The sequence below is a fragment of the Burkholderia sp. HI2714 genome, assembly GCF_002223085.1.
Classification (GTDB): Bacteria; Pseudomonadota; Gammaproteobacteria; order Burkholderiales; family Burkholderiaceae; genus Burkholderia; species Burkholderia lata_D.
The window spans coordinates 19,386-42,302 of sequence record NZ_NKFM01000014.1; the positions used below are offsets into that span (position 1 = coordinate 19,386).

General features: G+C 67.1%; 25 protein-coding genes and 1 riboswitch. Of the genes, 15 read left to right on the plus strand and 10 right to left on the minus strand.

Going from position 1 to position 22,917, the window contains the following annotated elements:
* Window positions 1-48: 48 nt before the first annotated feature.
* Both ybgC and CFB82_RS04250 read right to left on the minus strand, forming a co-directional pair.
* Window positions 49-534: a tol-pal system-associated acyl-CoA thioesterase gene (gene ybgC, locus CFB82_RS04245; protein ID WP_089445008.1), complete on the minus strand. Its 486-nt coding sequence runs from the start codon at window positions 532-534 to the stop codon at window positions 49-51.
* Window positions 535-636: 102 nt separating this feature from the next.
* Window positions 637-1,383: an SDR family NAD(P)-dependent oxidoreductase gene (locus CFB82_RS04250; RefSeq protein WP_089445009.1), complete on the minus strand. Its 747-nt coding sequence runs from the start codon at window positions 1,381-1,383 to the stop codon at window positions 637-639.
* Window positions 1,384-1,563: 180 nt separating this feature from the next.
* Window positions 1,564-1,664: riboswitch (ZMP/ZTP riboswitch) on the plus strand.
* Window positions 1,665-1,801: 137 nt separating this feature from the next.
* On the opposite strand from CFB82_RS04250, the gene glyA reads away from it, so the two are divergent.
* The 7 genes from glyA (at window position 1,802) to CFB82_RS04290 (ending at window position 6,592) form a co-directional block, all read left to right on the plus strand.
* A complete protein-coding gene (gene glyA, locus CFB82_RS04260; RefSeq protein WP_048026689.1) occupies window positions 1,802-3,049 on the plus strand; it encodes a serine hydroxymethyltransferase in 1,248 nt (415 codons plus the stop codon).
* Between the two features lie 6 nt (window positions 3,050-3,055).
* Entirely contained in the window at window positions 3,056-3,535 is a 480-nt protein-coding gene (gene nrdR, locus CFB82_RS04265) for a transcriptional regulator NrdR (RefSeq protein WP_050011738.1), read from the plus strand.
* A gap of 152 nt (window positions 3,536-3,687) precedes the next feature.
* Window positions 3,688-4,251 carry a GspH/FimT family pseudopilin gene (locus tag CFB82_RS04270; protein ID WP_089483516.1) on the plus strand — a complete coding sequence of 188 codons (564 nt, stop codon included), beginning with the start codon at window positions 3,688-3,690 and terminating at the stop codon, window positions 4,249-4,251.
* 5 nt (window positions 4,252-4,256) lie between these two features.
* On the plus strand, window positions 4,257-4,658 hold the full coding sequence (locus tag CFB82_RS04275) for a type IV pilus modification PilV family protein (protein WP_089483537.1): 402 nt from the start codon (window positions 4,257-4,259) through the stop codon (window positions 4,656-4,658).
* On the plus strand, window positions 4,648-5,487 hold the full coding sequence (locus CFB82_RS04280) for a PilW family protein (RefSeq protein WP_089483517.1): 840 nt from the start codon (window positions 4,648-4,650) through the stop codon (window positions 5,485-5,487). The genes CFB82_RS04275 and CFB82_RS04280 overlap by 11 nt, the downstream gene beginning before the upstream one ends.
* A 200-nt stretch (window positions 5,488-5,687) precedes the next feature.
* Window positions 5,688-6,149 (plus strand): pilus assembly protein, encoded by a 462-nt coding sequence (locus CFB82_RS04285; protein ID WP_089483538.1) that lies wholly within the window; start codon window positions 5,688-5,690, stop codon window positions 6,147-6,149.
* Window positions 6,146-6,592: a type IV pilin protein gene (locus CFB82_RS04290; RefSeq protein WP_089483518.1), complete on the plus strand. Its 447-nt coding sequence runs from the start codon at window positions 6,146-6,148 to the stop codon at window positions 6,590-6,592. The genes CFB82_RS04285 and CFB82_RS04290 overlap by 4 nt, the downstream gene beginning before the upstream one ends.
* 57 nt (window positions 6,593-6,649) lie before the next feature.
* Here the strand turns inward: CFB82_RS04290 and CFB82_RS04295 are convergent, their stop codons facing one another.
* The 3 genes from CFB82_RS04295 to CFB82_RS04305 form a co-directional block, all read right to left on the minus strand.
* Entirely contained in the window at window positions 6,650-7,093 is a 444-nt protein-coding gene (locus CFB82_RS04295) for a DUF3318 domain-containing protein (protein WP_089483519.1), read from the minus strand.
* A 43-nt stretch (window positions 7,094-7,136) separates the two neighbouring features.
* Window positions 7,137-7,526, minus strand: coding sequence for a phage holin family protein (locus tag CFB82_RS04300; RefSeq protein ID WP_089483520.1), 390 nt, complete (start codon window positions 7,524-7,526; stop codon window positions 7,137-7,139).
* Between the two features lie 116 nt (window positions 7,527-7,642).
* The gene (locus CFB82_RS04305) at window positions 7,643-7,945 is read right to left on the minus strand and encodes a DUF883 family protein (protein WP_006494044.1); all 303 of its coding nucleotides are present in this window, start codon (window positions 7,943-7,945) and stop codon (window positions 7,643-7,645) included.
* Between the two features lie 318 nt (window positions 7,946-8,263).
* On the opposite strand from CFB82_RS04305, the gene CFB82_RS04310 reads away from it, so the two are divergent.
* Complete coding sequence (locus CFB82_RS04310) at window positions 8,264-8,902, plus strand: peroxiredoxin (protein WP_069247250.1); 639 nt, start codon at window positions 8,264-8,266, stop codon at window positions 8,900-8,902.
* A 105-nt stretch (window positions 8,903-9,007) separates the two neighbouring features.
* Here CFB82_RS04310 and CFB82_RS04315 read toward each other — a convergent pair whose 3' ends face one another.
* Window positions 9,008-10,195, minus strand: a complete 1,188-nt coding sequence (locus CFB82_RS04315) for an acyl-CoA dehydrogenase (RefSeq protein WP_046545018.1) — start codon at window positions 10,193-10,195, stop codon at window positions 9,008-9,010.
* Between the two features lie 261 nt (window positions 10,196-10,456).
* Here CFB82_RS04315 and CFB82_RS04320 point away from each other — a divergent pair, with 261 nt between their 5' ends.
* Together CFB82_RS04320 and CFB82_RS04325 are read left to right on the plus strand one after the other, a co-directional pair.
* Window positions 10,457-11,254, plus strand: a complete 798-nt coding sequence (locus CFB82_RS04320; RefSeq protein ID WP_089483521.1) for an IclR family transcriptional regulator — start codon at window positions 10,457-10,459, stop codon at window positions 11,252-11,254.
* A 131-nt stretch (window positions 11,255-11,385) separates the two neighbouring features.
* Window positions 11,386-11,796 carry a GFA family protein gene (locus CFB82_RS04325; protein ID WP_089483522.1) on the plus strand — a complete coding sequence of 137 codons (411 nt, stop codon included), beginning with the start codon at window positions 11,386-11,388 and terminating at the stop codon, window positions 11,794-11,796.
* Between the two features lie 204 nt (window positions 11,797-12,000).
* On the opposite strand, the gene CFB82_RS04330 is transcribed toward CFB82_RS04325, so the two are convergent.
* Window positions 12,001-12,804, minus strand: coding sequence for an EAL domain-containing protein (locus CFB82_RS04330; RefSeq protein WP_069247254.1), 804 nt, complete (start codon window positions 12,802-12,804; stop codon window positions 12,001-12,003).
* Between the two features lie 364 nt (window positions 12,805-13,168).
* Between CFB82_RS04330 and CFB82_RS04340 the strand changes: the two genes are divergently transcribed.
* The 5 genes from CFB82_RS04340 to fahA are packed head-to-tail and all read left to right on the plus strand — an operon-like array spanning window position 13,169 to window position 19,098.
* Window positions 13,169-14,830 carry an FAD-dependent oxidoreductase gene (locus CFB82_RS04340; RefSeq protein ID WP_089483523.1) on the plus strand — a complete coding sequence of 554 codons (1,662 nt, stop codon included), beginning with the start codon at window positions 13,169-13,171 and terminating at the stop codon, window positions 14,828-14,830.
* A 28-nt stretch (window positions 14,831-14,858) separates the two neighbouring features.
* Window positions 14,859-15,089 (plus strand): DUF2783 domain-containing protein, encoded by a 231-nt coding sequence (locus CFB82_RS04345; RefSeq protein ID WP_085039566.1) that lies wholly within the window; start codon window positions 14,859-14,861, stop codon window positions 15,087-15,089.
* Window positions 15,086-16,447, plus strand: a complete 1,362-nt coding sequence (locus CFB82_RS04350; RefSeq protein WP_089483524.1) for an MFS transporter — start codon at window positions 15,086-15,088, stop codon at window positions 16,445-16,447. The genes CFB82_RS04345 and CFB82_RS04350 overlap by 4 nt, the downstream gene beginning before the upstream one ends.
* A gap of 15 nt (window positions 16,448-16,462) precedes the next feature.
* Entirely contained in the window at window positions 16,463-17,797 is a 1,335-nt protein-coding gene (hmgA, locus tag CFB82_RS04355; RefSeq protein ID WP_089483525.1) for a homogentisate 1,2-dioxygenase, read from the plus strand.
* Window positions 17,794-19,098 carry a fumarylacetoacetase gene (gene fahA, locus CFB82_RS04360; RefSeq protein WP_089483526.1) on the plus strand — a complete coding sequence of 435 codons (1,305 nt, stop codon included), beginning with the start codon at window positions 17,794-17,796 and terminating at the stop codon, window positions 19,096-19,098. The genes hmgA and fahA overlap by 4 nt, the downstream gene beginning before the upstream one ends.
* A gap of 249 nt (window positions 19,099-19,347) precedes the next feature.
* Here fahA and CFB82_RS04365 read toward each other — a convergent pair whose 3' ends face one another.
* From CFB82_RS04365 to bluB, 3 genes are all read right to left on the minus strand, one after another.
* A complete protein-coding gene (locus tag CFB82_RS04365) occupies window positions 19,348-20,508 on the minus strand; it encodes an MFS transporter (RefSeq protein WP_089483527.1) in 1,161 nt (386 codons plus the stop codon).
* Between the two features lie 93 nt (window positions 20,509-20,601).
* On the minus strand, window positions 20,602-21,771 hold the full coding sequence (locus CFB82_RS04370) for an MFS transporter (protein WP_089445022.1): 1,170 nt from the start codon (window positions 21,769-21,771) through the stop codon (window positions 20,602-20,604).
* Between the two features lie 234 nt (window positions 21,772-22,005).
* Complete coding sequence (bluB, locus tag CFB82_RS04375) at window positions 22,006-22,770, minus strand: 5,6-dimethylbenzimidazole synthase (protein WP_089483528.1); 765 nt, start codon at window positions 22,768-22,770, stop codon at window positions 22,006-22,008.
* Window positions 22,771-22,917 lie beyond the last annotated feature (147 nt).

Here is a 22,917-nt window from a genome sequence, read left to right on the forward strand (position 1 = left end):
TAGTATCGAATCAGAAACGCAAGTTCATAGGCTTCGTCTAAACGGCGCTCATGCGAGCTTCGTTGACAGTGCAGTCTGCCCGTCGTTGATGACGGGCCCGCGCTGCAGGGCGTCGAGCACGGCCGGCGGGATGGCCGCGGGCCGGATGCCGGTACGGTCGACGCAGCCGAGACGGATGTGTCCGGCCACGAGCAGCGTGTTGCCGCACCAGGCTTCCTGCGCGAATTCCACCGATGCGCGGCCGATGCGTCCGGGCCGGCTCGTGATCGCCAGCGTGTCGTCGAGTCGCGCCGGGGCGCGGTAGTCGAGCGACGTGCTGCGGACGACGAAGATCGCGTCGGTATCGTCGGCGAGCTGGCGCTGGTCGATGCCGCATGCGCGCAGCCACTCGGTGCGGGCACGTTCGAAGAACTTCAGGTAGTTGGCATAGAAGACGATGCCGCCTGCGTCGGTATCCTCGTAGTACACGCGCACCGGCCAGATGAAGCCGGAGGGCGCTTCCGGGGAGCGGGTAGGCTGGGTCATGGCGCGCATTCTACCGGAAGGCAAGAGCCTGATTCGTAACCGATTCGTAACGGAATGTAGTATGCCGTAGCACACCGCGGGCCGGCCCGGAAGGGCCGGGCCCGCGTGGCTTCAGCCGCGGTGGACGGTCGGGCCGCCGGGGGCTTGGGCGATCGGCATCAGCTCGATCGTGTTGACGTTGACATGCGCCGGGCGCGTCGCGATCCAGTAGATCGTGTCGGCGATGTCCTCGGGCATCAGCGGCTGGACGTTGTTGTAGACGTTCGCCGCTTTGGCGTCGTCGCCGCGATAGCGGACGTTCGAGAATTCGGTGCCGCCGCACAGGCCCGGCTCGATGTCGGTGACGCGCAGCGGCGTGCCCAGCAGGTCCGCGCGCAGGTTCAGACTGAATTGTCTGACGAAAGCCTTGGTCGCGCCGTAGACGTTCCCGCCCGCATAAGGGTACGAACCTGCGACCGAGCCGAGATTGAAGATGTGGCCGCGGCCGCGATCGATCATGCCGGGCAGCAGTGCGTGGGTGACCGTGACGAGCCCCGTGCAGTTCGTGTCGATCATCGTGTGCCATTCGTCGAGGCTGGCCTTTTGGGCCGGTTCGACGCCGAGTGCAAGGCCGGCGTTGTTGACGAGCACGTCGAGCGCGGCGAATTCGGCGGGGAGGGCGGCCGGCACGGCTTCGACGGCCGCACGATCGCGTACGTCGAGCTCGAGCGGCAGAAGGGAATCGCCGAGCTCGGCGGCGAGTGCATCGAGACGATCCTTGCGGCGCGCGGTCGCGACGACGCGGTGGCCTCCCTTGACAAAGGCACGGGCGATGGCGGCGCCGAAGCCGGCGGACGCGCCTGTGACGAACACGATCATTGCTGCTCCTGGTCGATGACAAAATAGCGAGTGATATCCCGCAAGCCTACTGAGATTGCCGCACCGCGGCAAGGCGGCAAAGCGTTCCCGCACGGGCGCGTAGAGTCTGGCCCCAATTGCTTCCGGCGCACTGCCGTGCGGTTGCCTATTCATGACGCATCCAATACACTAACGCGCTCATCACCCCTGCGTGACTGGCGATAGAACCCTTCGGGTTCAAGGTGGAGCATCCCACCGTGAAGCGCGGGGCGCCGTTTTTGCCGTTCGCCTGGGCAGCCGTTGTGCGCCGTCGCGTGCATCGCCGGTGGCTGTCCTGCCTCGCGTCATCCGGATTCTTCCGCCACGTCGAGCTGGTCCCGCCAGCAGCGCACCGTACTCGGCCGCTCCGGTCAACCTGTACACACTTAACGGAAACCGTATGTTTGACAGAGCCCAAAGCACCATTGCGAACGTCGATCCCGAAATCTTTGCCGCGATCGAGCAGGAAAACCGCCGCCAGGAAGATCACATCGAGCTGATCGCGTCGGAAAATTACACGAGCCCGGCAGTGATGGCCGCGCAGGGTTCGCAGCTCACGAACAAGTACGCCGAAGGCTATCCGGGCAAGCGCTACTACGGCGGCTGCGAATACGTGGATGTGGTCGAGCAGCTGGCGATCGACCGCGTGAAGCAGCTGTTCGGCGCGGAAGCCGCGAACGTGCAGCCGAACTCGGGTTCGCAGGCGAACCAGGGCGTGTTCTTCGCGATGCTCAAGCCGGGCGACACGATCATGGGCATGAGCCTCGCGCATGGCGGCCACCTGACGCACGGCTCGCCCGTGAACATGTCGGGCAAGTGGTTCAACGTGGTGAGCTACGGCCTGAACGAAAACGAAGACATCGACTACGAAGCCGCCGAGAAGCTGGCGCAGGAACACAAGCCGAAGCTGATCGTCGCGGGCGCATCGGCGTTCTCGCTGAAGATCGATTTCGAACGTCTGGCGAAGATCGCGAAGTCGGTCGGCGCGTACCTGATGGTCGACATGGCCCACTACGCAGGCCTGATCGCGGCAGGCGTGTACCCGAACCCGGTGCCGCACGCGGACTTCGTGACGACGACGACGCACAAGAGCCTGCGCGGCCCGCGCGGCGGCGTGATCCTGATGAAGGCCGAGTATGAGAAGCCGATCAACTCGGCGATCTTCCCGGGCATCCAGGGCGGCCCGCTGATGCACGTGATCGCGGGCAAGGCGGTGGCGTTCAAGGAAGCGCTGTCGCCGGAGTTCAAGGCGTACCAGGAGAAGGTGGTCGAGAACGCACGCGTGCTGGCAGAAACGCTGGTGAAGCGTGGCCTGCGGATCGTGTCGGGCCGCACGGAAAGCCACGTGATGCTGGTGGACCTGCGTGCGAAGCACATCACGGGCAAGGCAGCGGAAGCGGCACTGGGCGCGGCGCACATCACGGTGAACAAGAACGCGATCCCGAACGATCCGGAAAAGCCGTTCGTGACGAGCGGCGTGCGCCTGGGTTCTCCGGCGATGACGACGCGCGGCTTCGGTCCGGCGGAAGCGGAGCAGGTGGGCAACCTGATCGCGGACGTGCTGGACAATCCGGAAGATGCAGCGACGATCGAGCGCGTGCGCGCGCAGGTCGCCGAGCTGACCAAGCGTTTCCCGGTCTATCGCTGATCGACGATGCGCTGCCCGTTCTGCCGGCATGACGACACGCAGGTCGTGGATTCCCGCGTGTCCGAAGATGGCGCCGCGATCCGGCGGCGCCGTCGCTGCTCGGCTTGCGACAAGCGCTTCACGACGTACGAGCGGGTCGAGCTGTCCCTGCCGTTCGTCGTGAAGAAGGACGGCAGCCGCACGGAATTCGACCGTCGCAAGATCGTCGCCAGCATGCAACTCGCGCTGCGCAAGCGGCCCGTTGCTGCCGACGCGATCGACGCGGCGGTCGCCCGCATCGAATATCAACTGCTCGCGACAGGCGAGCGCGAAGTGCGTAGCGAGAAGCTCGGCGAACTCGTGATGAACGAGTTGCGCGGCCTCGATACGATCGCTTATGTCCGCTTCGCATCGGTGTATCGCCAGTTCGAGGACGTTTCCGAATTTGCCGACGTGATCGAAGAGTTCCGTCGCGCCTCTCCCGCCAAGACTCCGCGTAAGCGCTGACGCGCTGCGTTCGTTCATCGTCTTCTCCGTTGGTCAGTTCGCGCCGATTGTGTCGGTCGCGATCGCATGCCGCCAGTCGGCCATTCGGCAAATGGTGCGTGTCCACACGTATCGCTACAGTCGTCGCATCACCTTGGCGAAGGACGACTGCGATGGGACTGCACGCTCAACCCCTGAAAAATGTATTGCGACGCGCGGGCGGGTTCACGCTCGTCGAGCTAATGGTCGCCATCTCGCTGGCGGCCGGGCTCGCGCTTTATGCTGCGCCCGCGTTCGACCAGTGGCGCATGCGCGAACGTGTGGATGCACGCTCGCGCGCGTTGCTCGGTGCGCTGTCGTTTGCACGTACCGAGGCGACGCGTCTCGGCGTGCGCGTCACGCTGTGCCGGGCGGGTAGCGCCGGCACCTGTCTGCGTGCAGGTGAGCGGTGCGATCCGGCTGAATGGTCGTGTGACTGGATCGTCAGCGGGCAGGTCGACGGGCAGTCACGCGTGCTGCGGCGCTATCCGCGCGATGCCGAAGTGGCCGTCGCGGGTGCCGCGCACGATCTCGCGTTCGCACCGCCGGTCGGTCAGGCAATCGGTGGCATCCGGCGCTTCGAACTGCGTCCGCGACGCGACGTGCCGGGGGGTAACGACGCGCATGCATCGCGTTGCGTACGAATCGCGGCAGGCGGCCGGGCGCGGGTTGTCGCCGGCCGTTGCGACGCAGCGTGAGCGTCATGCGCAACGCCATGCGCGGCACGTCGCTGATCGAAGCGATGCTGGCCATCGCGCTGCTCGCGACCGTGATGCTGGCTGTAGCGGGCAGCCAGCTTGCGATGGCGCGTGCGCAGCGCGCGACGATCTGGCGTGAACGCGCGCTGTGGCTCGCCGATGCGCGTATCGAGCGCTTGCACGTCGCTGCGGAGGCCGACGATGGCCTCGCGGCGCGGGTCGCAGCGTCGCTGCCCGGCGGCACGATGACGCGCGGTGATGGGCCGGATGGCGTCCGCTACACGTTTGTCGGCTGGCGCGGCGGTAATGCGGCCACCGGGCCGCGATGCGAAGTGGCGGGGGGCTCGGCGCAGCCGCCGTCGTGCGTCCGGATTCCGTATCGGGAGGCTGAAGCCGATGAACGCTGATCGCCGCATGCGCGCGCATACGTTGCTTGAGGTGTTGATTGCGATGACCGTCGGTCTGCTCGTGCTCGCGGCGGCCGGTGCGTTGTACCACGCGCAGCGCGTCGCACAGCAGCGCGCGGATGACGGGTTCCGGATGCGTGATGCTGCCGGCACCGCGCTGATGCTGATCGGCCAGCAAATCCAGATGGCAGGATTTCGGCCGCTCGATAGGGATGGGGAGGGCGTGTCGTCGTTGCCGCCAGTGTTCGGCTGTTCGATGGCGCGCGTGCGGGGAGAGGGCGCGCAGTTACGGTGTGAGCCTGTGCGCGGTGCATCGGACGCGTTGTTGATCCGCTACGTCGGCGATGCCGTGTCGACGTGGTCCACCGTTGGCGGCCAGGTGTCGGATTGCCTTGGGCAGGGCGTCGGTGTGTCCGGCGAACCTACGCCGGTGGAGAACCGCTTCGACGTGCACACCAGTCCGTCGACGGGCGAGCCTGAATTGTATTGCGAAGGAAGCGGCCGTCCGGGCACGCCGCAGCCGGTCGTGTCGGGAATCGATCAGTTGCGGGTGCGCTATCTTCGCCGCGGCAGCACGCAGTTCGTCGATGCCGATGCATTGCGCGGCGACGACTGGCGCGATGTCCTAGCGGTGCATGTCTGCGTGCGGGCGCGTGGCGAACCGACGGGCGAGCCGATACGGCACGTCGACTGCGACGGCCGCACTATCGTTGCGCAAGACGGCCGCGTGCGTCTGACGCTCGATCGCATCGTCGCGTTGCGCAATGCCGCGCGCACATTCGACGATACGTCACGTAATGTCACGGATGAACCCGAGGTGCCGCGATGAACGGAGCGGGGCAGACGCGGGAGAGGTCGCGGTGCGTCGCGACACGCAACATGCATGAGCGAATCGAAGCGCGCTGTGGCGGTCCGCGGCAGGCTGCAGGTGCGAAAGTCCAAACAGCGAGCCAGCAAGCGCCGCATATACGCTTGCGATCAGCCAGCCGCGATTGGCGTCGCGACGCGGGCCTCGCCTTGCCTGCGGTGATTGCGGTTGGCGCAGCGGTGGCGGCGCTGACCGGCACGTGGTTCGAAGCCGCACTGACGGAATCGCGCCGTACGCGCGCATTATCCGATCGGCTGGTCGCATTCCACGCGGCCGATGCCGCGCTGGCAGCGTGCACCGCGCGATTGCGCCGGGGCTCGGCGCCGTACGTGAGCGAAGGCGAGTCGCACGCGGAGCCCGACGCGTGGCGGCGCATGCCGGTGCTGGCGGTTGCCGAAGCGTTCGCGCCGTTCGCCGGATGGCCGATGGCCGTTCAACCGCCACGATGCCTGATCGAAGCGTGGCGCGGGGCGGGGCCGGCCGGCGGCCGCGCTTACGTCGTCACCGCGCGTGGCGTCGGTGCGCACGCATCGAGCGCAGTCTGGCTGCAGCATCAGGTCGCGATCCGTGATGGACACATCGTCGCCCTGCACTGGCGTCGCGTCGCGACGGTGCTTCGATGAACGGTCGCGCGTCCGTGTACCGCTCGGCGGGATTCACGCTGATCGAGCTGATGATCGTGCTCGCGATCGTCTCGGTGCTGGCCGGATGGGGCATCCCGTCGTATCGCGAGCATGTCGTGCGCGTTCATCGCGCGTCGGCGGTCGCCGCGTTGTACCGGGCGGCCCAATATCTCGAAACACTGGACGGTGTGCCGCCTTCGGCATTGCCGATGGCGCTCACACAAGCGCCGCCGGATGGGCGCGCGGTCTACCGACTGGCGCTCAGGCGGCCGGACCGCGACGATTCGCCGGTGAGTTACGACCTGGAGGCCATTCCGCTCGACACGGGCCCGATGCACGACGATGCGTGCGGCGCATTCACGCTGCGTTCGGACGGGACGAAAGGTAATGTGCGGGGTGACGGCGCTGACGGACAGATCGCCGCGTGCTGGGGGGTACGTTGAACTCGGAGGAAACGCGCGCCACGGCGCTTGGCCGTGCGCGCAGGATGCCGACGACGGTCAGTCGTCGTGCGTGTCGAGACCACGCTCGTCGCGGGACTGCTTCCAGATTCGGTAGACCTCCCATGCCGCGAAACCGACGGTACCCCACTTCAGCGCGGGGCCCGCGCTCGCGCGCAGCAGCGAGCGAACGGGTTTGGCGAGCACGAGCGATGCGAGCGAGCTCAGCATCGGATACTGGTTGACGAGCTGGCCGAGGCTTGCGTTCAGGTTCTTGGCGGACTGGCTGAACTTGTTGCTGGACAGGCCCGGGATGAACACCTTGAGCCAGCTGAAGCGCGTGACCGCGTGGCGCATTTCGCCGGCGGCTTCCGCGAGTTCGAGTCGCTCGACTTCGGATCGCAGGATCAGCAGTTCCTTGCGGAGCGCGCGATGCTGCGACGCGCTCCAGTTCGATCGCGACGAATGGGAGCGGGGTGAATTGCCCGTGACGTTCTGGCTCATGGCGCGTCGGCGAAGTAGGTGGGAGGGGTGAGCGCGACTGCGTTCACGGCTTGCCGCGGAACAGTTCGCGGTCTTTCTCGAGTTCGGCGAGCGTTGCCTCGAATACGGTCGGCGCATCGCGCAGGCCCGAGCGGGCTTTCAGTGCGCATGCGATCCCGCCCACCGCATACAGCGCGGTGATCGCCGCGAGCGCCTGCCAGCGGTACGTATCCCAGAACGCGATCGCGATGAGCACGGTCATGCTGATGAGCGCCATCGTCGCGAGCATCATCGCGGCGAGCCCGAGGAACAGCACGCCCATCAGGCGCTCCTTCTCCTCGGCAAGCTCGATGCCCACCAGTTCGAGGCGCGTTTGCAGAAGGCCGATCGCGGAGCCGACGAAGCGGCGCAGCGGTCCGTGGCCGGACGGCGGCGAGGTGGTGTCTGTCGTCATGGGTGAGGTGCGTGCGCGTGCAGCTAGGACAAAGCCGGCCGGCGGAAACCGCCGGCTGGCTTCGACGCCCGCAGGCCGCGCGACGCGGCCAACGGGACGAAACGGCGCAGAGCGCGTTACTTGCGGTTGATCAGCAGGCCGATCAGCACACCCACGCCGGCGGCGACGCCGATCGACGTCCACGGATGCTCGTGTACGTAATCGTCGGTCGCGCGCGCGGCCTTCTTGCCTTTCTCGACCACCACGACCTGGACGTCGGCAGCCTTTTCCTTGGCCTGCTTGAGGCGCGACATGGCTTTCTCGCGCAGCTCGGCCGCACGGTCGCCCGTGCTGCTCGCAGCTTGCTTGAGCAGGTCTTCGGCGTCCGAGAGAACGGTTTTGATATCCGACATCAGTTTCTCCTTGTTGATTTCCGACATTGCAACTCCCTTCTTGCTGTCATGCTGCAGGTTCACATCGTAGCGAAACGCCTGCCTGCTGGCGAGCCAGGAAGACACACGACGGCAGCGCAAGACCGCATGGTAAACGATTTGTAATCGTCAACAGAGCGGCAAACGGGGTGAAAAGTTTCCCCCGCGGCCGCCTGTCCGGCACCGACACCGGGCAAAAATGACAAAAAAGTATGAATATCAAACGGAATAATCGTTCGCATGCCCCATTGCTTCCCGTAAGCTGACAGACTTTCCCGCGCCGACCCGGGCGCGGTTTCAACCAGCATCGTTCGAGGAGGGAACATCATGAGTCTGCGTCTTGGCGACATCGCACCGGATTTCGAGCAGGAATCGAGCCTGGGCCCGATCAAGTTTCACGAGTGGCTGGGCAACAGCTGGGGCGTCCTGTTCTCCCATCCGGCCGACTACACGCCGGTGTGCACGACCGAACTCGGGCTGACCTCGAAGCTGAAGGGAGAATTCGAGAAACGCAATGTAAAAGTGATCGCGCTGTCGGTCGACGGTGTCGAATCGCACAAGGGCTGGATCAACGACATCAACGACACGCAGTCGACGGTCGTCGGCTTCCCGATCATCGCCGATGCTGACCGCAAGGTTTCGCAACTGTATGACATGATCCACCCGAACGCGAACGAAACGCTGACGGTGCGTTCGCTGTTCGTGATCGACCCGAACAAGAAGGTGCGGCTCACCATCACGTATCCGGCCAGCACGGGGCGCAACTTCGACGAAGTCCTGCGCGTGATCGACTCGCTGCAACTGACCGACAACTACAAGGTCGCGACGCCCGGCAACTGGAAGGATGGCGACGATGTCGTGATCGTCCCGTCGCTGCAGGATCCGGAAGAGCTGAAGAAACGCTTCCCGAAGGGCTTCAACGCGGTTCGTCCGTATCTGCGCCTCACGCCGCAGCCGAACAAGTAAGCATCGGCTGCAAATGAGCGCGATACCGGGCCGGCGGCCCGGTGCGCGGTGTGTTTTGCGCGAGCACGGCGCGGCATGGCTGCCGCGCTCGCCGCATCCGGACGATCAGAAGAATGCCTGGATGCCCGTCTGCGCGCGGCCGAGGATCAGCGCGTGGATGTCGTGCGTGCCTTCGTACGTGTTGACCACTTCGAGGTTCACGAGGTGGCGCGCGACGCCGAATTCGTCGGAGATACCGTTGCCGCCGAGCATGTCGCGCGCGAGTCGTGCGATGTCGAGTGCCTTGCCGCACGAGTTGCGCTTCATGATCGACGTGATCTCGACGGCCGCCGTGCCTTCGTCCTTCATCCGGCCGAGGCGCAGCACGCCTTGCAGGCCGAGCGTGATTTCGGTCTGCATGTCGGCGAGCTTCTTCTGGATCAGCTGGTTCGCGGCGAGCGGCCGGCCGAACTGCTGGCGGTCGAGCACGTACTGGCGCGCGGTGTGCCAGCAGGACTCGGCGGCGCCCAGCGCGCCCCATGCGATCCCGTAGCGCGCCGAGTTCAGGCACGTGAACGGGCCGCGCAGGCCGCTCACGTTCGGCATCAGGTTTTCTTCCGGCACGAACACCTCGTCGAGGACGATCTCGCCGGTGATCGATGCGCGCAGCCCGACCTTGCCGTGGATCGCGGGCGCCGACAGGCCTTTCCAGCCTTTCTCGAGGATGAAGCCGCGGATCGCGTCCTTGCCGTTCTCTTCCAGCTTCGCCCACACGACGAACACGTCGGCGATCGGCGAGTTCGTGATCCACATCTTCGCACCGGACAGCGAGTAGCCGCCGGGCACCTTTTTCGCGCGGGTGACCATGCTGCCCGGATCGGAGCCGTGGTTCGGCTCGGTCAGCCCGAAGCAGCCGATCCATTCGCCGGTGGCGAGTTTCGGCAGGTATTTCTGCTTCTGCGCGTCGGAGCCGAATTCGTGGATCGGCACCATCACGAGCGACGACTGCACGGACATCATCGACCGGTAGCCCGAATCGACGCGCTCGACTTCGCGGGCGATCAGGCCGTAGCTCACGTAGTTGAGGCCGGGGCCGCCGTATTCCTCGGGAATCGTCGGGCCGAGCAGGCCGACTTCGCCCATCTCGCGGAAGATTTCGGCGTCGGTGCGTTCGTGGCGGAACGCTTCGGTGACGCGCGGTGCGAGCTTGTCCTGCGCGTACGCCTGCGCGGCATCACGCACCATCCGCTCTTCTTCGGTCAGTTGCTGGTCGAGCAGCAGCGGATCGTCCCAATGAAAAGTTGCAGCACTCATCGTCTCATCTCCTGTCGACCCGAGTTAGCGCTTCAGCACTTACTCGGGTCCCATGCTTCGCGGTCGACCCGAGTTGGCGCTTCAGCGCTTGCTCGGGTCCCATGCTTTGCGGTCGACCCGAGTTAGCCCTTCAGCGCTTCCCCGGGCCCCATGCTTTGCGGTCGTCCCTGATTCAGCCGGGTTTGTTGCCTGAGAGTTTGCTTGACGGAAGTTCCGCTGTGCGGAACAATGTTTTGCAAATCGAACCCAGTGTAGCACCAGATGACACTTTCAACCATCGACGAAACCACGATCGACGAACGCAAGTTCGTCGTCGCGCTCGCGCGCGGGCTCGACCTGCTGCGCGCATTCCGGCCCGGGGAGACGATGCTGGGCAACCGCGACTTCGCGGAGCGCACCGGGCTGCCGAAGGCGACGGTGAACCGGCTCGCCTACACGCTGACCGTGCTCGGCTACCTGCGTTACGACGAGACGCTCGGAAAGTATGCGCTCGACGCCGGCGTGCTGTCGCTCGGCTACGCGCTGCTGTCGGGCGCGGGGACGATCGACCTCGCGCGGCCGCACATGCAGGCGCTTGCGCGCGACATCGGCGCGGCCGTGTCGCTCGGCTGCCGCGACGGGCTCGACATGATCTATCTGGAGACGATCCGCAGCGAGACCGCGCTGACGCTCGGGCTTGCGCCCGGTTCGCGGCTGTCGATGCTGACGAGCTCGATGGGGCGCGCGTACCTGGCCGTGCAGCCGGAAGACGCGCGACGCGCGCTTTATGCGGAGTTGCATCGTGCGGCCGGCGGCGCGGCCGACGCCGACGCCGATGCGCTCGTCGCCGCCGCGCAGCAGGCGGTGGCCGAGTTCTCGACGGGGGGCTGTTGCTATTCGTTCAGGGCGTGGCACATGGACGTCAACGCGGCGGCCGTCCCGTTTCGCGAGCCGCGCGAGGGACGCTGGCTGATCCTGAGCTGCAGCGGCCCCGCGTCGTCGATGGACGAGGACGTGTTCCGCACGCAGGTCGGGCCGAAGCTGAAGGCGCTCGCGCAGCGGCTCGGGCAGACGGCCTGAGCCGCTGCGCGAGCGGTAGGGGGCCGTCGCCGGTCCGGTCGGCAGCGTACGCGCGCGACACCGCCGCTGGTTGTGTCACGGACGAACCGCGCGCATGATCGATCGCCAGCTCACCGACGACGAGGCTTGCCATGTCTCACGCAGAACCGATGGAAGGCGGATGCGCATGTGGCGCGATCCGGTACCGGATCACCCATGTCCCGGCCGACGCCGGTTTTTGCCACTGCCGGCTCTGTCAGCGCACGACCGGCGCGGCGGTCGTCGCGTCGGCATCGGTGCCGATTGACGCGTTCGAATACCTGCAAGGTGAGCCGACGGTGTATGCGTCGAGCGCGTGGGGCGAGCGGCGCTTCTGCGGCCGTTGCGGCGCGCAGCTCGAATACCGGCTCAGTGATGCACCCAGGACGGTCGAGATCAATTACGCGACGCTCGACGCGCCGTCGCGGCTACGTCCGGCCTGGCATGTCTGGTATGGGGATCGCTTCCCCGGCATCGAGATCGACGACGATCTGCCCAAGTACGACGATGGCGGAAGAGCGTAAGCGGTAGGTAACCGCCCACATCGACTGCGCCGGAAATGAGGCGCGCACGCTCCCGCGAAGCCGGTCTTTTGACGAGGCGGGCAACTGGCTGCCGGACATCGGGCGACGGGGAAAGCCCGGCGACCCGATCTCCCGTCACGTCACCTGCATTCCACTTTCGGCGCGCGACGCCCCGCGTGTGCGACCCCCCTCATCCACCCAGGCTCAGGCCGTCACGACCTTCGCAAACACGGGCCCCTGCATGAACCGGACGTCGTACTGGCGCAGCAGCTCGCACTGCGTTTCGTCGACGACACCGTCGAAGATCAGCGGAATCCGCACGCGCTGCGCATACGCGACGAGCGCCTTGACCATCCCGTCGCGCAACGCGATGCCCGCATCCATCTTGATGTAGTCCGGGCGCGCCATGTCCGATTCGACCGCGAGGATGCGGCCCGGATCCGGCAGCTTGTCGGCGACCTTGAAGCCGTGATGCTGGTAGCTGCGCGTCAGGTAGCCGAGGAAGGTCTTGTGCGCGACCGCGACCGCCGGCAGTTCGATCACGATCCGCTCGGCCGGCAGCCCGAAGCGCTGCAGCACCGACGAGAAATGCTTGCCGTGGTCGTACTTCACGCTCTTCAGCAGCCGTTCATGCACGCGCAGGAACAGCAGCCCGTGGCGCTGTGCGCCGAAAAAATTGATCGCGTGCAGCGCGCGCGACAGGCGGTCGATCGCGACGAGCGTCTGGTCGTCGACGGCCGAGTCGACCGGATCGTGCGGCGCGCCCGTGACGACCGTGACGGCCTGGAAGCCGAGCTCGTCGCCGTAGCGCTCGATCGCGTCCGCGAACGACGTCGATTGCGGTGCGCCCGGCATCGTCACGTCGTAGATCGGTTCGTAGGCGCTGCCGAGCGTGCGCTCGGGCAGGTTCGCGCTTGCGGTGCCGCCATCGGCGAGCGCGAGGTGATCCCGCAGATACGGCAGTTGCCCGGCACGGGCGACCAGCTCGGGAATGGTGGGCGGAATCATCGGCTTAAGAAGGAAAAACGGCGGCCGAACGGGCCGCCTCGTAGCTTGATATTAGCAGCGCCGGCCAAGCTCGGCTCGGCGTTTCGTTCATATGGTTATCCCGCCTTCGACGCTTCGCCTAGGGTTTACGTTGATTTCACTATTCGTAATTGGTTTTACTATTCGTAAATCCAGGATTTGTCGCCGATCAAGAAATGCGGCAGGCGGGCGCCGCGACACGGCGCCGTTCACGAATCAACAGGAAGCAAGGAGCGAGACGTGGCGGTTGACAGGAATGGCACGCGGGAGAGCGGCGCGGCGCGCCGGCAGGCGACGGGCGGAATGACGGGCGTGCCGGCCCGCGTCCGGCAGGGTTGAGGAGCGGATGGCGACCATGAGCATCGATTACCAGACGCTGAAGTTCGAATACCGCCCGCGTGCGCAGGACACGACCGTTCACCCGGTGATCGTCGTCGGCGCGGGCCCGGTGGGCCTCGCGGCCGCGATCGACCTCGCGCAGCAGGGCGTGAGCGTCGTGCTGCTCGACGACGACGACACGCTGTCGACCGGCTCGCGTGCGATCTGCTTCGCGAAGCGCACGCTCGAGATCTTCGACCGGCTCGGCTGCGGCGAGCGCTTCGTCGACAAGGGGGTGAGCTGGCACGTCGGCAAGGTATTCCTGCAGGACGAGCAGCTGTACGCGTTCGACCTGCTGCCCGAGGAAGGGCATGCGCGCCCCGCGTTCATCAACCTGCAGCAGTACTACGTCGAAGGCTACCTGGCCGACCGCGCGTTCGAGCTGCCGAACATCGATATCCGCTGGAAGCACAAGGTCACGGGTATCGATCAGTCGGCCGAACACGCGGTGCTGACGATCGAAACGCCGGAAGGCGTCACGACGCTGCGCGCGCAGTACGTGATCGCAGCCGACGGTTCGCGCAGCCCGATGCGCACGATGATGGGCCTCGAAAGCCACGGCCGCACGTTTAAGGACCGCTTCCTGATCGCCGACGTGAAGATGAAGGCGGAGTTTCCGACCGAGCGCTGGTTCTGGTTCGACCCGCCGTTCCACCCGAATCAGTCGGTGCTGCTGCATCGCCAGCCCGACAACGTATGGCGCATCGACTTCCAGCTCGGCTGGGATGCGGACCCCGTCGCCGAGAAGCAGCCGGAGCGCGTGATCCCGCGCGTGCGGGCGCTGCTCGGGCCGGACGTCGAGTTCGAGCTCGAATGGGTGAGCGTCTATACGTTCCGCTGCCAGCGGATGGCGTCGTTCCGGCACGGCCGCGTGCTGTTCGCGGGCGATTCCGCGCACGGCGTGTCGCCGTTCGGCGCGCGCGGCGCGAATAGCGGCGTGCAGGACGCCGACAACCTCGCGTGGAAGCTGAAGCTCGTGCTCGACGGCCGCTCGGCCGACAGCCTGCTCGATACGTATGCGAGCGAGCGTGAATTCGCAGCCGACGAGAACATCCGCAACTCGACGCGCTCGACCGACTTCATCACGCCGAAGAGCCCGGTGTCGCGCGTGTTTCGCGACGCGACGCTGAAGCTTGCGCGCGACTGCGAGTTCGCGCGCAAGCTCGTGAACAGCGGCCGCCTGTCGGTGCCGGCGGTGCTCGCCGATTCGCCGCTGAACACACCGGACCGTAACGGCGACGCGTTCGCGGGCGCGATGCGGCCGGGCGCGGCGGCGGCCGATGCGCCGGTGCGCGTGCAGGGCGCATCGGGATGGCTGCTGCAGCATCTGCGCGGCGGCTTCACCGGCGTGCTGTTCGGGTTGCCGGGCGATGCGGCCGCACTCGCGCAGGCGCTCGACGGCCTCGCGCTGCCGGTGCGGCCCGTGCTCGTCGTACCGGCCGGGCACGCGCAGCCGGTCGCGGGTGTCGTCGTCGTGGAGGACGTCGACGGCTTCGCCGCGCAACGCTACGACGCGAAGCCCGGCACGTTCTACCTGCTGCGCCCCGACCAGCACGTATGCGCGCGCACGCGCACGCTCGACCGTCAGGCGCTGGCCGACGCACTGGCGCGCGCGACCTGCGCACGCTGAAAACGATAAAGACACCGGAGACTCCGTCATGCCCTCACTCGACACCCGCCCGCGCCTGGCTGACCCGGACGCGTTCTACGAAGCGCTGATCGACATGCATCGCGACCTGTCCGACGCCGACAGCCAGCTCGTCAACGCGAAGCTGATCCTGCTGCTCGCGAACCAGATCGGCGACGCCGACGTGCTGCGCGAAGCGATGGCGCTCGCGCGCCAGGGCGTGACGCCGCCCGTGCATCCGGCCGCCGAGGTGACGCAATGAGCGCGGCGGCGGCCGACGCGCGCGTGCTCGAAGTCGAGCGCGTGATCGACGAGACCCATCGCCCGGGTTTCCACTGGATGCTGCTCGTGTTGTGCGGGCTGTGCCTCGTGATCGACGGCTTCGATGCGCAGGCGATGGGCTACGTCGCACCGAGCGTGATCGCCGAATGGGGCGTGCCGAAGCAGGCGCTTGGGCCCGTGTTCAGCGCGAGCCTGTTCGGGATGCTGCTCGGCGCGCTCGGGCTGTCGGTGCTGGCCGACCGGATCGGGCGGCGCCCGGTGCTGATCGGCTCGACGCTGTTCTTCGCGGTGACGATGCTTGCGACGCCGTTCGCGGGTTCGATCCCGGTGCTGATGGCGCTGCGCTTCGTCACGGGCCTCGGCCTCGGCTGCATCATGCCGAACGCGATGGCACTGGTCGGCGAGTTCAGCCCGGCCGCGCATCGCGTGAAGCGGATGATGATCGTGTCGTGCGGTTTCACGCTCGGCGCGGCGATCGGCGGCTTCATCAGCGCCGCGCTGATTCCGGCGCTCGGCTGGCGGTCGGTGTTCTTCGTCGGCGGCGCGGTGCCGCTCGTGCTGACGATCGCGATGGTCGCGCGGCTGCCCGAGTCGCTGCAGTTCCTGGTGCTGAAAGGGCGCGTCGCGCAGGCACGCGAGTGGCTCGCACAATTCGCGCCGCAGGCCGGCATCGATGCGAACACGCGGCTCGTGGTGCGCGAGCGCGCCGCGACCGGCGCGCCGGTCGCCGAGCTGTTCAGTCACGGCCGCCTGCCGGTCACGCTGCTGCTGTGGGCGATCAGCTTCATGAACCTGATCGATCTGTACTTCCTGTCGAACTGGCTGCCGACCGTGATGCGCGACGCCGGCTATTCGCCGGGCACGGCCGTGATCGTCGGCACGGTGCTGCAGACGGGCGGCGTGATCGGCACGCTGTCGCTCGGCTGGTTCATCGAACGTTACGGCTTCGTGCGCGTGCTGTTCGCATGCTTCGCGTGTGCGGCCGTGTCGGTGGGGCTGATCGGCTCGGTCGCGCATGCGCTGCCGTGGCTACTGGTGGTCGTGTTCGCGGGCGGGTTCTGCGTGGTCGGCGGGCAGCCGGCCGTGAACGCGCTCGCGGGCCAGTATTACCCGACGTCGCTGCGCTCGACGGGCATCGGCTGGAGCCTCGGCATCGGCCGGATCGGCTCGGTGCTCGGGCCGCTCGTCGGCGGACAACTGATTGCGCTCAACTGGTCGAACGGTGCGCTGTTCCATGCTGCCGCGGTGCCCGTGCTGTGCTCGGCGCTGTTCGTCCTCGGGTTGGCGGGCGTAACGCGGCGCAGCGGCGCGCCGGCGCCGAACGCCGCCCTGAATTGATGGAGAAAGGAAACGATGACGCTTGACCTGTCGAAACCGGCGAACGCCGGCTACCAGAGCGGTTTCGCGAACGAATTCGCGACCGAGGCACTGCCCGGCGCGTTGCCGCACGGCCGCAACTCGCCGCAGCGCGCGCCTTACGGGCTGTACGCCGAGCAGCTGTCGGGCACCGCGTTCACCGCGCCGCGTGGCCACAACCGCCGCTCGTGGCTGTACCGTATCCGCCCGGCGGCCGTGCACCGGCCGTTCGAGCCATACGCAGGCCCGCAGCGGCTCGTGTCGGAATTCGGCGATTCGGCCGACGTGCCGCCGACGCCGCCGAACCAGCTGCGCTGGGATCCACTGCCGATGCCGGTCGAGCCGACCGATTTCGTCGACGGGCTCGTGACGATGGCCGGTAACGGCTCGGCCGCCGCGATGAACGGCTGCGCGATCCACCTGTACGCGGCGAACCGCTCGATGCAGGACCGCTCCTTCTACAGCGCGGACGGCGAACTGCTGATCGTGCCGCAACAGGGGCGCCTGTTCATCGCGACGGAATTCGGCCGGGTCGACGTCGAGCCGTTCGAGATCGCGGTGATCCCGCGTGGCGTGCGTTTTGCCGTCACGCTGCCGGACGGCGACGCGCGCGGCTACATCTGCGAAAACTTCGGCGCGCAACTGCGCCTGCCGGACCTCGGCCCGATCGGCTCGAACGGTCTCGCGAACCCGCGCGACTTCCTGACGCCGCAAGCCGCGTACGAAGACCGCGAAGGCGCGTTCGAACTGATCGCGAAGCTGAACGGCCGCCTGTGGCGCGCGGACATCGGCCATTCGCCGCTCGACGTCGTCGCGTGGCATGGCAACTACGCGCCGTACAAGTACGACCTGCGCCTGTTCAACACGATCGGCTCGATCAGCTACGACCATCCCGATCCGTCGATCTTCCTGGTCCTGCAGTCGCAGAGCGACACGCCGGGCGTCGACACGATCGACTTCGTGATCTTCCCGCCGCGCTGGCTCGCGGCCGAGGATACGTTCCGCCCGCCGTGGTTCCACCGCAACGTCGCGAGCGAATTCATGGGGCTCGTGCACGGCGCGTACGACGCGAAGGCCGAAGGCTTCGTGCCGGGCGGCGCGAGCCTGCACAACTGCATGTCGGGCCACGGGCCCGACGCGGACACGTTCGAGAAGGCGTCCGCGAGCGACACGACGAAGCCGCACAAGGTCGACGCGACGATGGCGTTCATGTTCGAAACCCGCACGCTGATCCGGCCGACGCGCTACGCGCTCGACACCGCGCAGCTGCAGGCGGACTACTTCGAATGCTGGCAAGGCATCAAGAAACATTTCAATCCGGAGCAACGATGAGCGATACCCAAGACTGGCGCGCGACGCTCGACCCGGCCCGCAAGAGCTGGGTCGAGACGGCGAACGACGCCGCGTGCGATTTCCCGATCCAGAACCTGCCGTTCGGGATCTTCAGCGATGCGAAGCAAGCGTCGCGCCGTGCGGGCGTGGCGCTCGGCGACCAGATCGTCGATCTTGCAGCGCTCGCGCGTGCGGGCCTCGTGACGCTGCCGGCCGGCGCCGATACGTTCGCCGCGCCGACGCTCAACACGTTCATCGCGCTCGGCCGCGACGCGTGGCGCAGCGTGCGCGTGCAGCTGTCCGACTTGTTTTCGCGCGACAACGCGCGGCTGCGCGACGATACGGCGCTGCGCGCACAGGTGCTCGTGGCGCAGCGTGACGCGACGCTGCATCTGCCGGTCGAGATTCCCGGCTACACCGATTTCTATTCGTCGAAGGAGCACGCGACCAACGTCGGCTCGATGTTCCGTGATCCGAAGAATGCGCTGCTGCCGAACTGGTCGGAGATGCCGATCGGCTACAACGGCCGCGCGTCGTCGGTGGTCGTGAGCGGCACGCCGGTGCGGCGCCCGAGCGGGCAACTGAAGCTGCCCGACCAGGAGCGTCCGGTGTTCGGCGCATGCCGCAAGCTCGACATCGAACTGGAGACGGGTTTCATCGTCGGGAAGGGCAACGCGCTTGGCGAGCCGATCGCGTGCGAGGACGCGGAAGCGCACATCTTCGGGATGGTGCTGCTGAACGACTGGAGCGCGCGCGACATCCAGCAATGGGAATACGTGCCGCTCGGGCCGTTCAATTCGAAGGGCTTCGCGACGACGATCTCGCCGTGGATCGTCACGCTCGACGCGCTCGAACCGTTCCGCGTCGCGCAGCCGGAGCAGTCGCCGCAGCCGCTCGCGTATCTGCAGCATGCGGGCAAGCATGCGTTCGACATCGCGCTGGAAGTAAGGCTGCGCGCGGAAGGGGCCGCCGAGGCCACGTCGATCTGCCGCACGAACTTCAAGCACATGTACTGGACGATGGCGCAGCAGCTCGCGCATCACACGGTTGCCGGCTGCAACACCCGCGTGGGCGACCTGATGGGTTCGGGCACGATCAGCGGGCCGACGAAGGATTCGTTCGGCAGCCTGCTCGAACTGACGTGGAACGGCAAGGAGCCGGTCGCGCTGAACGGTGGCGGCAGCCGCACGTTCATCGAGGACGGCGACGAGCTGACGCTCGCCGGCTGGTGCCAGGGCGACGGCTATCGCGTCGGCTTCGGCACGTGTGCGGGCAAGATTTTGCCGGCGCGCAGCGCGTGACGGATCGCAGCGCGAAACGTTACGCGTAGGTCACGTGTAGATCGCGCGTAGTCCGGAAGGACAGGGCGGCCCGCATTGCGCGGGCCGCTTTCGTTTACCGCGGGAGGGACGCGAGCGGGCCGATGCGTATCGGTGCATGATGCTGCGCGCCAACGCCAACGCCAACGCCAACGCCAACGCCAACGCCAACGCCAACGCCAACGCCAACGCCAACGCCAACGCCAACGCCAACGCCAACGCCAATCTGCATCAGACCGCGCGCTGCAGCGCGACGCGGCGCTCCCACAGCGCGGCCGCGACGAACGCCGCGACACAGACGACCAGCACGCCGACCAGCGCGTTGCTGCCCAGTTGTTCCATCAACGCGCCGGCGACCAGCGGGCCGCCGAAGCTCGCGGCGCTCCACGATGCCGACACGAGCGAGCTTGCGGTGACGAGCGCCGCACCGCGGAAGCGTTCACCGCACGCGACGAGCGACAGCGTGTAGATGCTGCCGGCCGCCGCGCCGAGCACGAACAGCAACGGCCAGCAGAGCCACGGATTGGCGATCACGAGCGGCAGCAGCGGCAGGCCGGCGAGCACGATCCAGCCTGCGCCGAGGTGCACGCGTTCGCGGCCGAGCTTGTCCGCGAGCCAGCCGATCGGGAACTGCATCGCAGTATCGCCGAACAGCATGATCGACGCGAGCAGCACGGCGGTGGCGCTCGCGACGCCGTGATCCATCGCGTAGAGCGGCAGCAGCGACAGCGCGAGCGTATCGAACAGCGCGAAGAAGCCGGTGCCGATGATCAGCGCGGGCATGCGCGGCAGCACGTCGAGCCAGCGGCCGTGCGCTTCGTGATGTGCGTCGTCGCCGGCGAGCGGTGCGCGCCGGATCGTCGCGAGCGTCGGCAGCGCGAGCAGGAACAGCGCGCCGCACAGCGCGAAGCGGATGTTCGTCGCGCCCGCGATTTGGCTCACGAGCACGGGGCCCGCCATCTGGAACAGCGTGAAATTGGTCGCGTAGATCGCGACGACGCGGCCGCGCGTCGAATCGTCGGCGAGCTGGTTGACCCATGCCTCGCCGATCGTGAACAGCAGCATCAGCGCCGCGCCGCACAGCACGCGCAGCACGCCCCACAGGATCAGGTTCGACGTGAACTGCATCAGCGCGGTGGCGGCCGCGAGCAGCACGACCGACACGACGATCGCGCGGCGCGAGCCGATGTGTCGCGCGAGCGTGGTGACGAACGGGACGATCGCGAGGCCGCCGAGGGCCTGAGCGGCCGTCAGCATGCCGACGACGTTGGTGCCGTGTCCGGCTTCGGTCAGCGCGAGTGCGGTGAGCGGCAGCGTGGCGCCGGTGCCGAGACCGACGACCGCGACGCTCAGAATGAGTGCGAGGAAATCGCGATTAAGAATGGCTTTCATCGGCGGGGATGCTACACCGCGGACCTTGAAAGGTCCATGAAGGCCATCGGATCCGCGTGGAGTTGTGTCCGCAACGATTGCAGGAGGGTTGCGTCACACGTACTCGGTCGGCACGGTCACCGGTCGACGTTCGAGCGACGCCGACCACAGCGTGAGCGCGAGTGCTGCAACAGCCATCGCGACGCCGACCCACGGCAGGTTCACGAGCGACACGCCGGAGCCGATCGCCATCCCGCCGAGCCAAGCGCCCGTCGCGTTGCCGAGGTTGAACGCGCCCTGGTTCAGCGTCGACGCGAGGTTCGGCGCGTCGCTGGCGCGGTCGACGATCAGGATCTGCAGCGGCGGCACGATCGCGAACGCGAGGATGCCCCACACGAAGATCGTCGCGAGCGCGGCGAACGGCAGGTGCATCGTGCCCGCGAACAGCGCGAGGATCACGCCGATCAGCGCGAGCGTCGCGATCAGCGACGGCATCCGCCGCCAGTCGGCGAGCTTGCCGCCGAGCGTGCCGCCGACCGTCAGCCCGAGGCCGAACAACAGCAGCACGTAAGTGACCTGGCGCGGCGAGAAGCCCGTCACGTCCTCGAGGATCGGCGTGATGTACGTGAACACGCTGAACAGGCTTGCCGAGGCGAGCACGCTGATGCCGAGCACCATCAGCACCTGCGGATGTTTCAGCACGCTGAATTCGCGCGTGATGCTGGTGTCGGGCATCGCGAGATTCTTCGGCAGGCAGACGGCGAGCGCGGCGGCCGCGGCGATGCCGATGCCGGTGACAGCCCAGAACGTCGCGCGCCAGCCGTATGCCTGGCCGAGCGCGGTGCCGAGCGGCACGCCGAGCACGTTCGCGAGCGTGAGGCCGGTGAACATCAGTGCGATCGCCTGCGCGCGACGGTTCGGCGCGACGAGGTTGCTCGCGACCACCGAGCCGATCCCGAAGAATGCGCCGTGGCAGAACGCGGTGACGACGCGCGCGGCCATCAGCACCGCATAGCCCGGTGCGATCGCGCAGAACAGGTTGCCCGCGATGAACAGCCCGATCAGGCCCATCAGCGCGCGCTTGCGCGGCATCTTCGCGGTGACGATCGCGAGGATCGGCGCACCGATCGTCACGCCGAGCGCATAGCCCGACACGAGCATGCCGGCGGCCGGGATCGATACACCGAGATCGCGCGCGACATTGGGCAGCAGCCCCATGATCACGAACTCGGTGGTACCGATTCCAAAAGCGGCGACGGCGAGGGCGAAAAGAGGTAAGGGCATCGCGGTGGGCTCGGGAAAAGCCGCCGCTCGGGCTGGCGCAGGATGCGCGGGACGGGCGGACGGTAAGGCGAACGACAGCCGCGATTCTACTTCAGTGAAAACCCCTATGCTTGGGGCCAAAACGGTTGTTGCCGGCGTGCGACGGGATGGCCCGCGTGGCGCTCACAGTGTGGGATTGAGCGGGTTTTACGGCGGTGAAATTGCGGGGGGCGGAACGATGACGGCGGGGGCTCGTCAGGCGATGCGTTCGGGGGACCCGCCGACGCTCGTGGTCGAAGCGCTCGCCGAGTTGGCCCCAGTTTCCGTTGCCGCGTCCGCCACGTCGGCGGGCGACGAAGGCGAGCCGGCGGCGTCGATCGCGGCCGGATCGTCCCAGCCGTTTTCGAACAGGCACGCTTCGATCGGCATCCGCGCCGCCCAACGCTCCTGCTCGAGCATCGGCTTTGCGTAGAACGCGTCGACGTGCCCGACGCACAGCACGGCGATCGGCTTCGCGCCGTCGGGCATCCGCAGCAGCGTGCGCAGCGCATCGACGTCGAACAGCGACACCCAGCCCATCCCGAGCCCTTCGGCGCGGGCCGCGAGCCACATGTTCTGGATCGCGCAAGCCGCGGACGCGAGATCCATCTCCGGCAGCGTGCGACGGCCGAACACGTGGCGCTCGCGGCCGTCGGCGAGCGCGACGACCAGCAGCTCGCCGCATTCGCGCACGCCCTCGACTTTCAGCCGCATGAATTCGTCCTGGCGCTCACCGAGCGCGTCGGCGGTCGCACGGCGCTCGGCCTCGACCAGCGCGTGGATCGCGGTGCGCAGCGCCGGATCGGTGATGCGGATGAAGCGCCACGGCTGCATGAAGCCGACGCTCGGCGCGTGATGCGCCGCGCGCAGCAGGCGCGCGAGCACGGCAGGATCGACGGGCGCCTGCGTGAAGTGACGCATGTCGCGCCGTTCGAAAATGGCGCGGTAGACGGCGGCGATGTCGGAGTCGTCGAAACGCATGGACGGGAGGGGGCGGGATAACGTCGGCGCAACGATAGCAGACGGCGCGCGAGCCGCGTTACATCATTTGAAACAAAGCGCGAAATTGTTGATGCAAAAGGTCGTGTTTTCAGCGCTGATCAAAAGCAAACGATTGCGGTGTCGCTT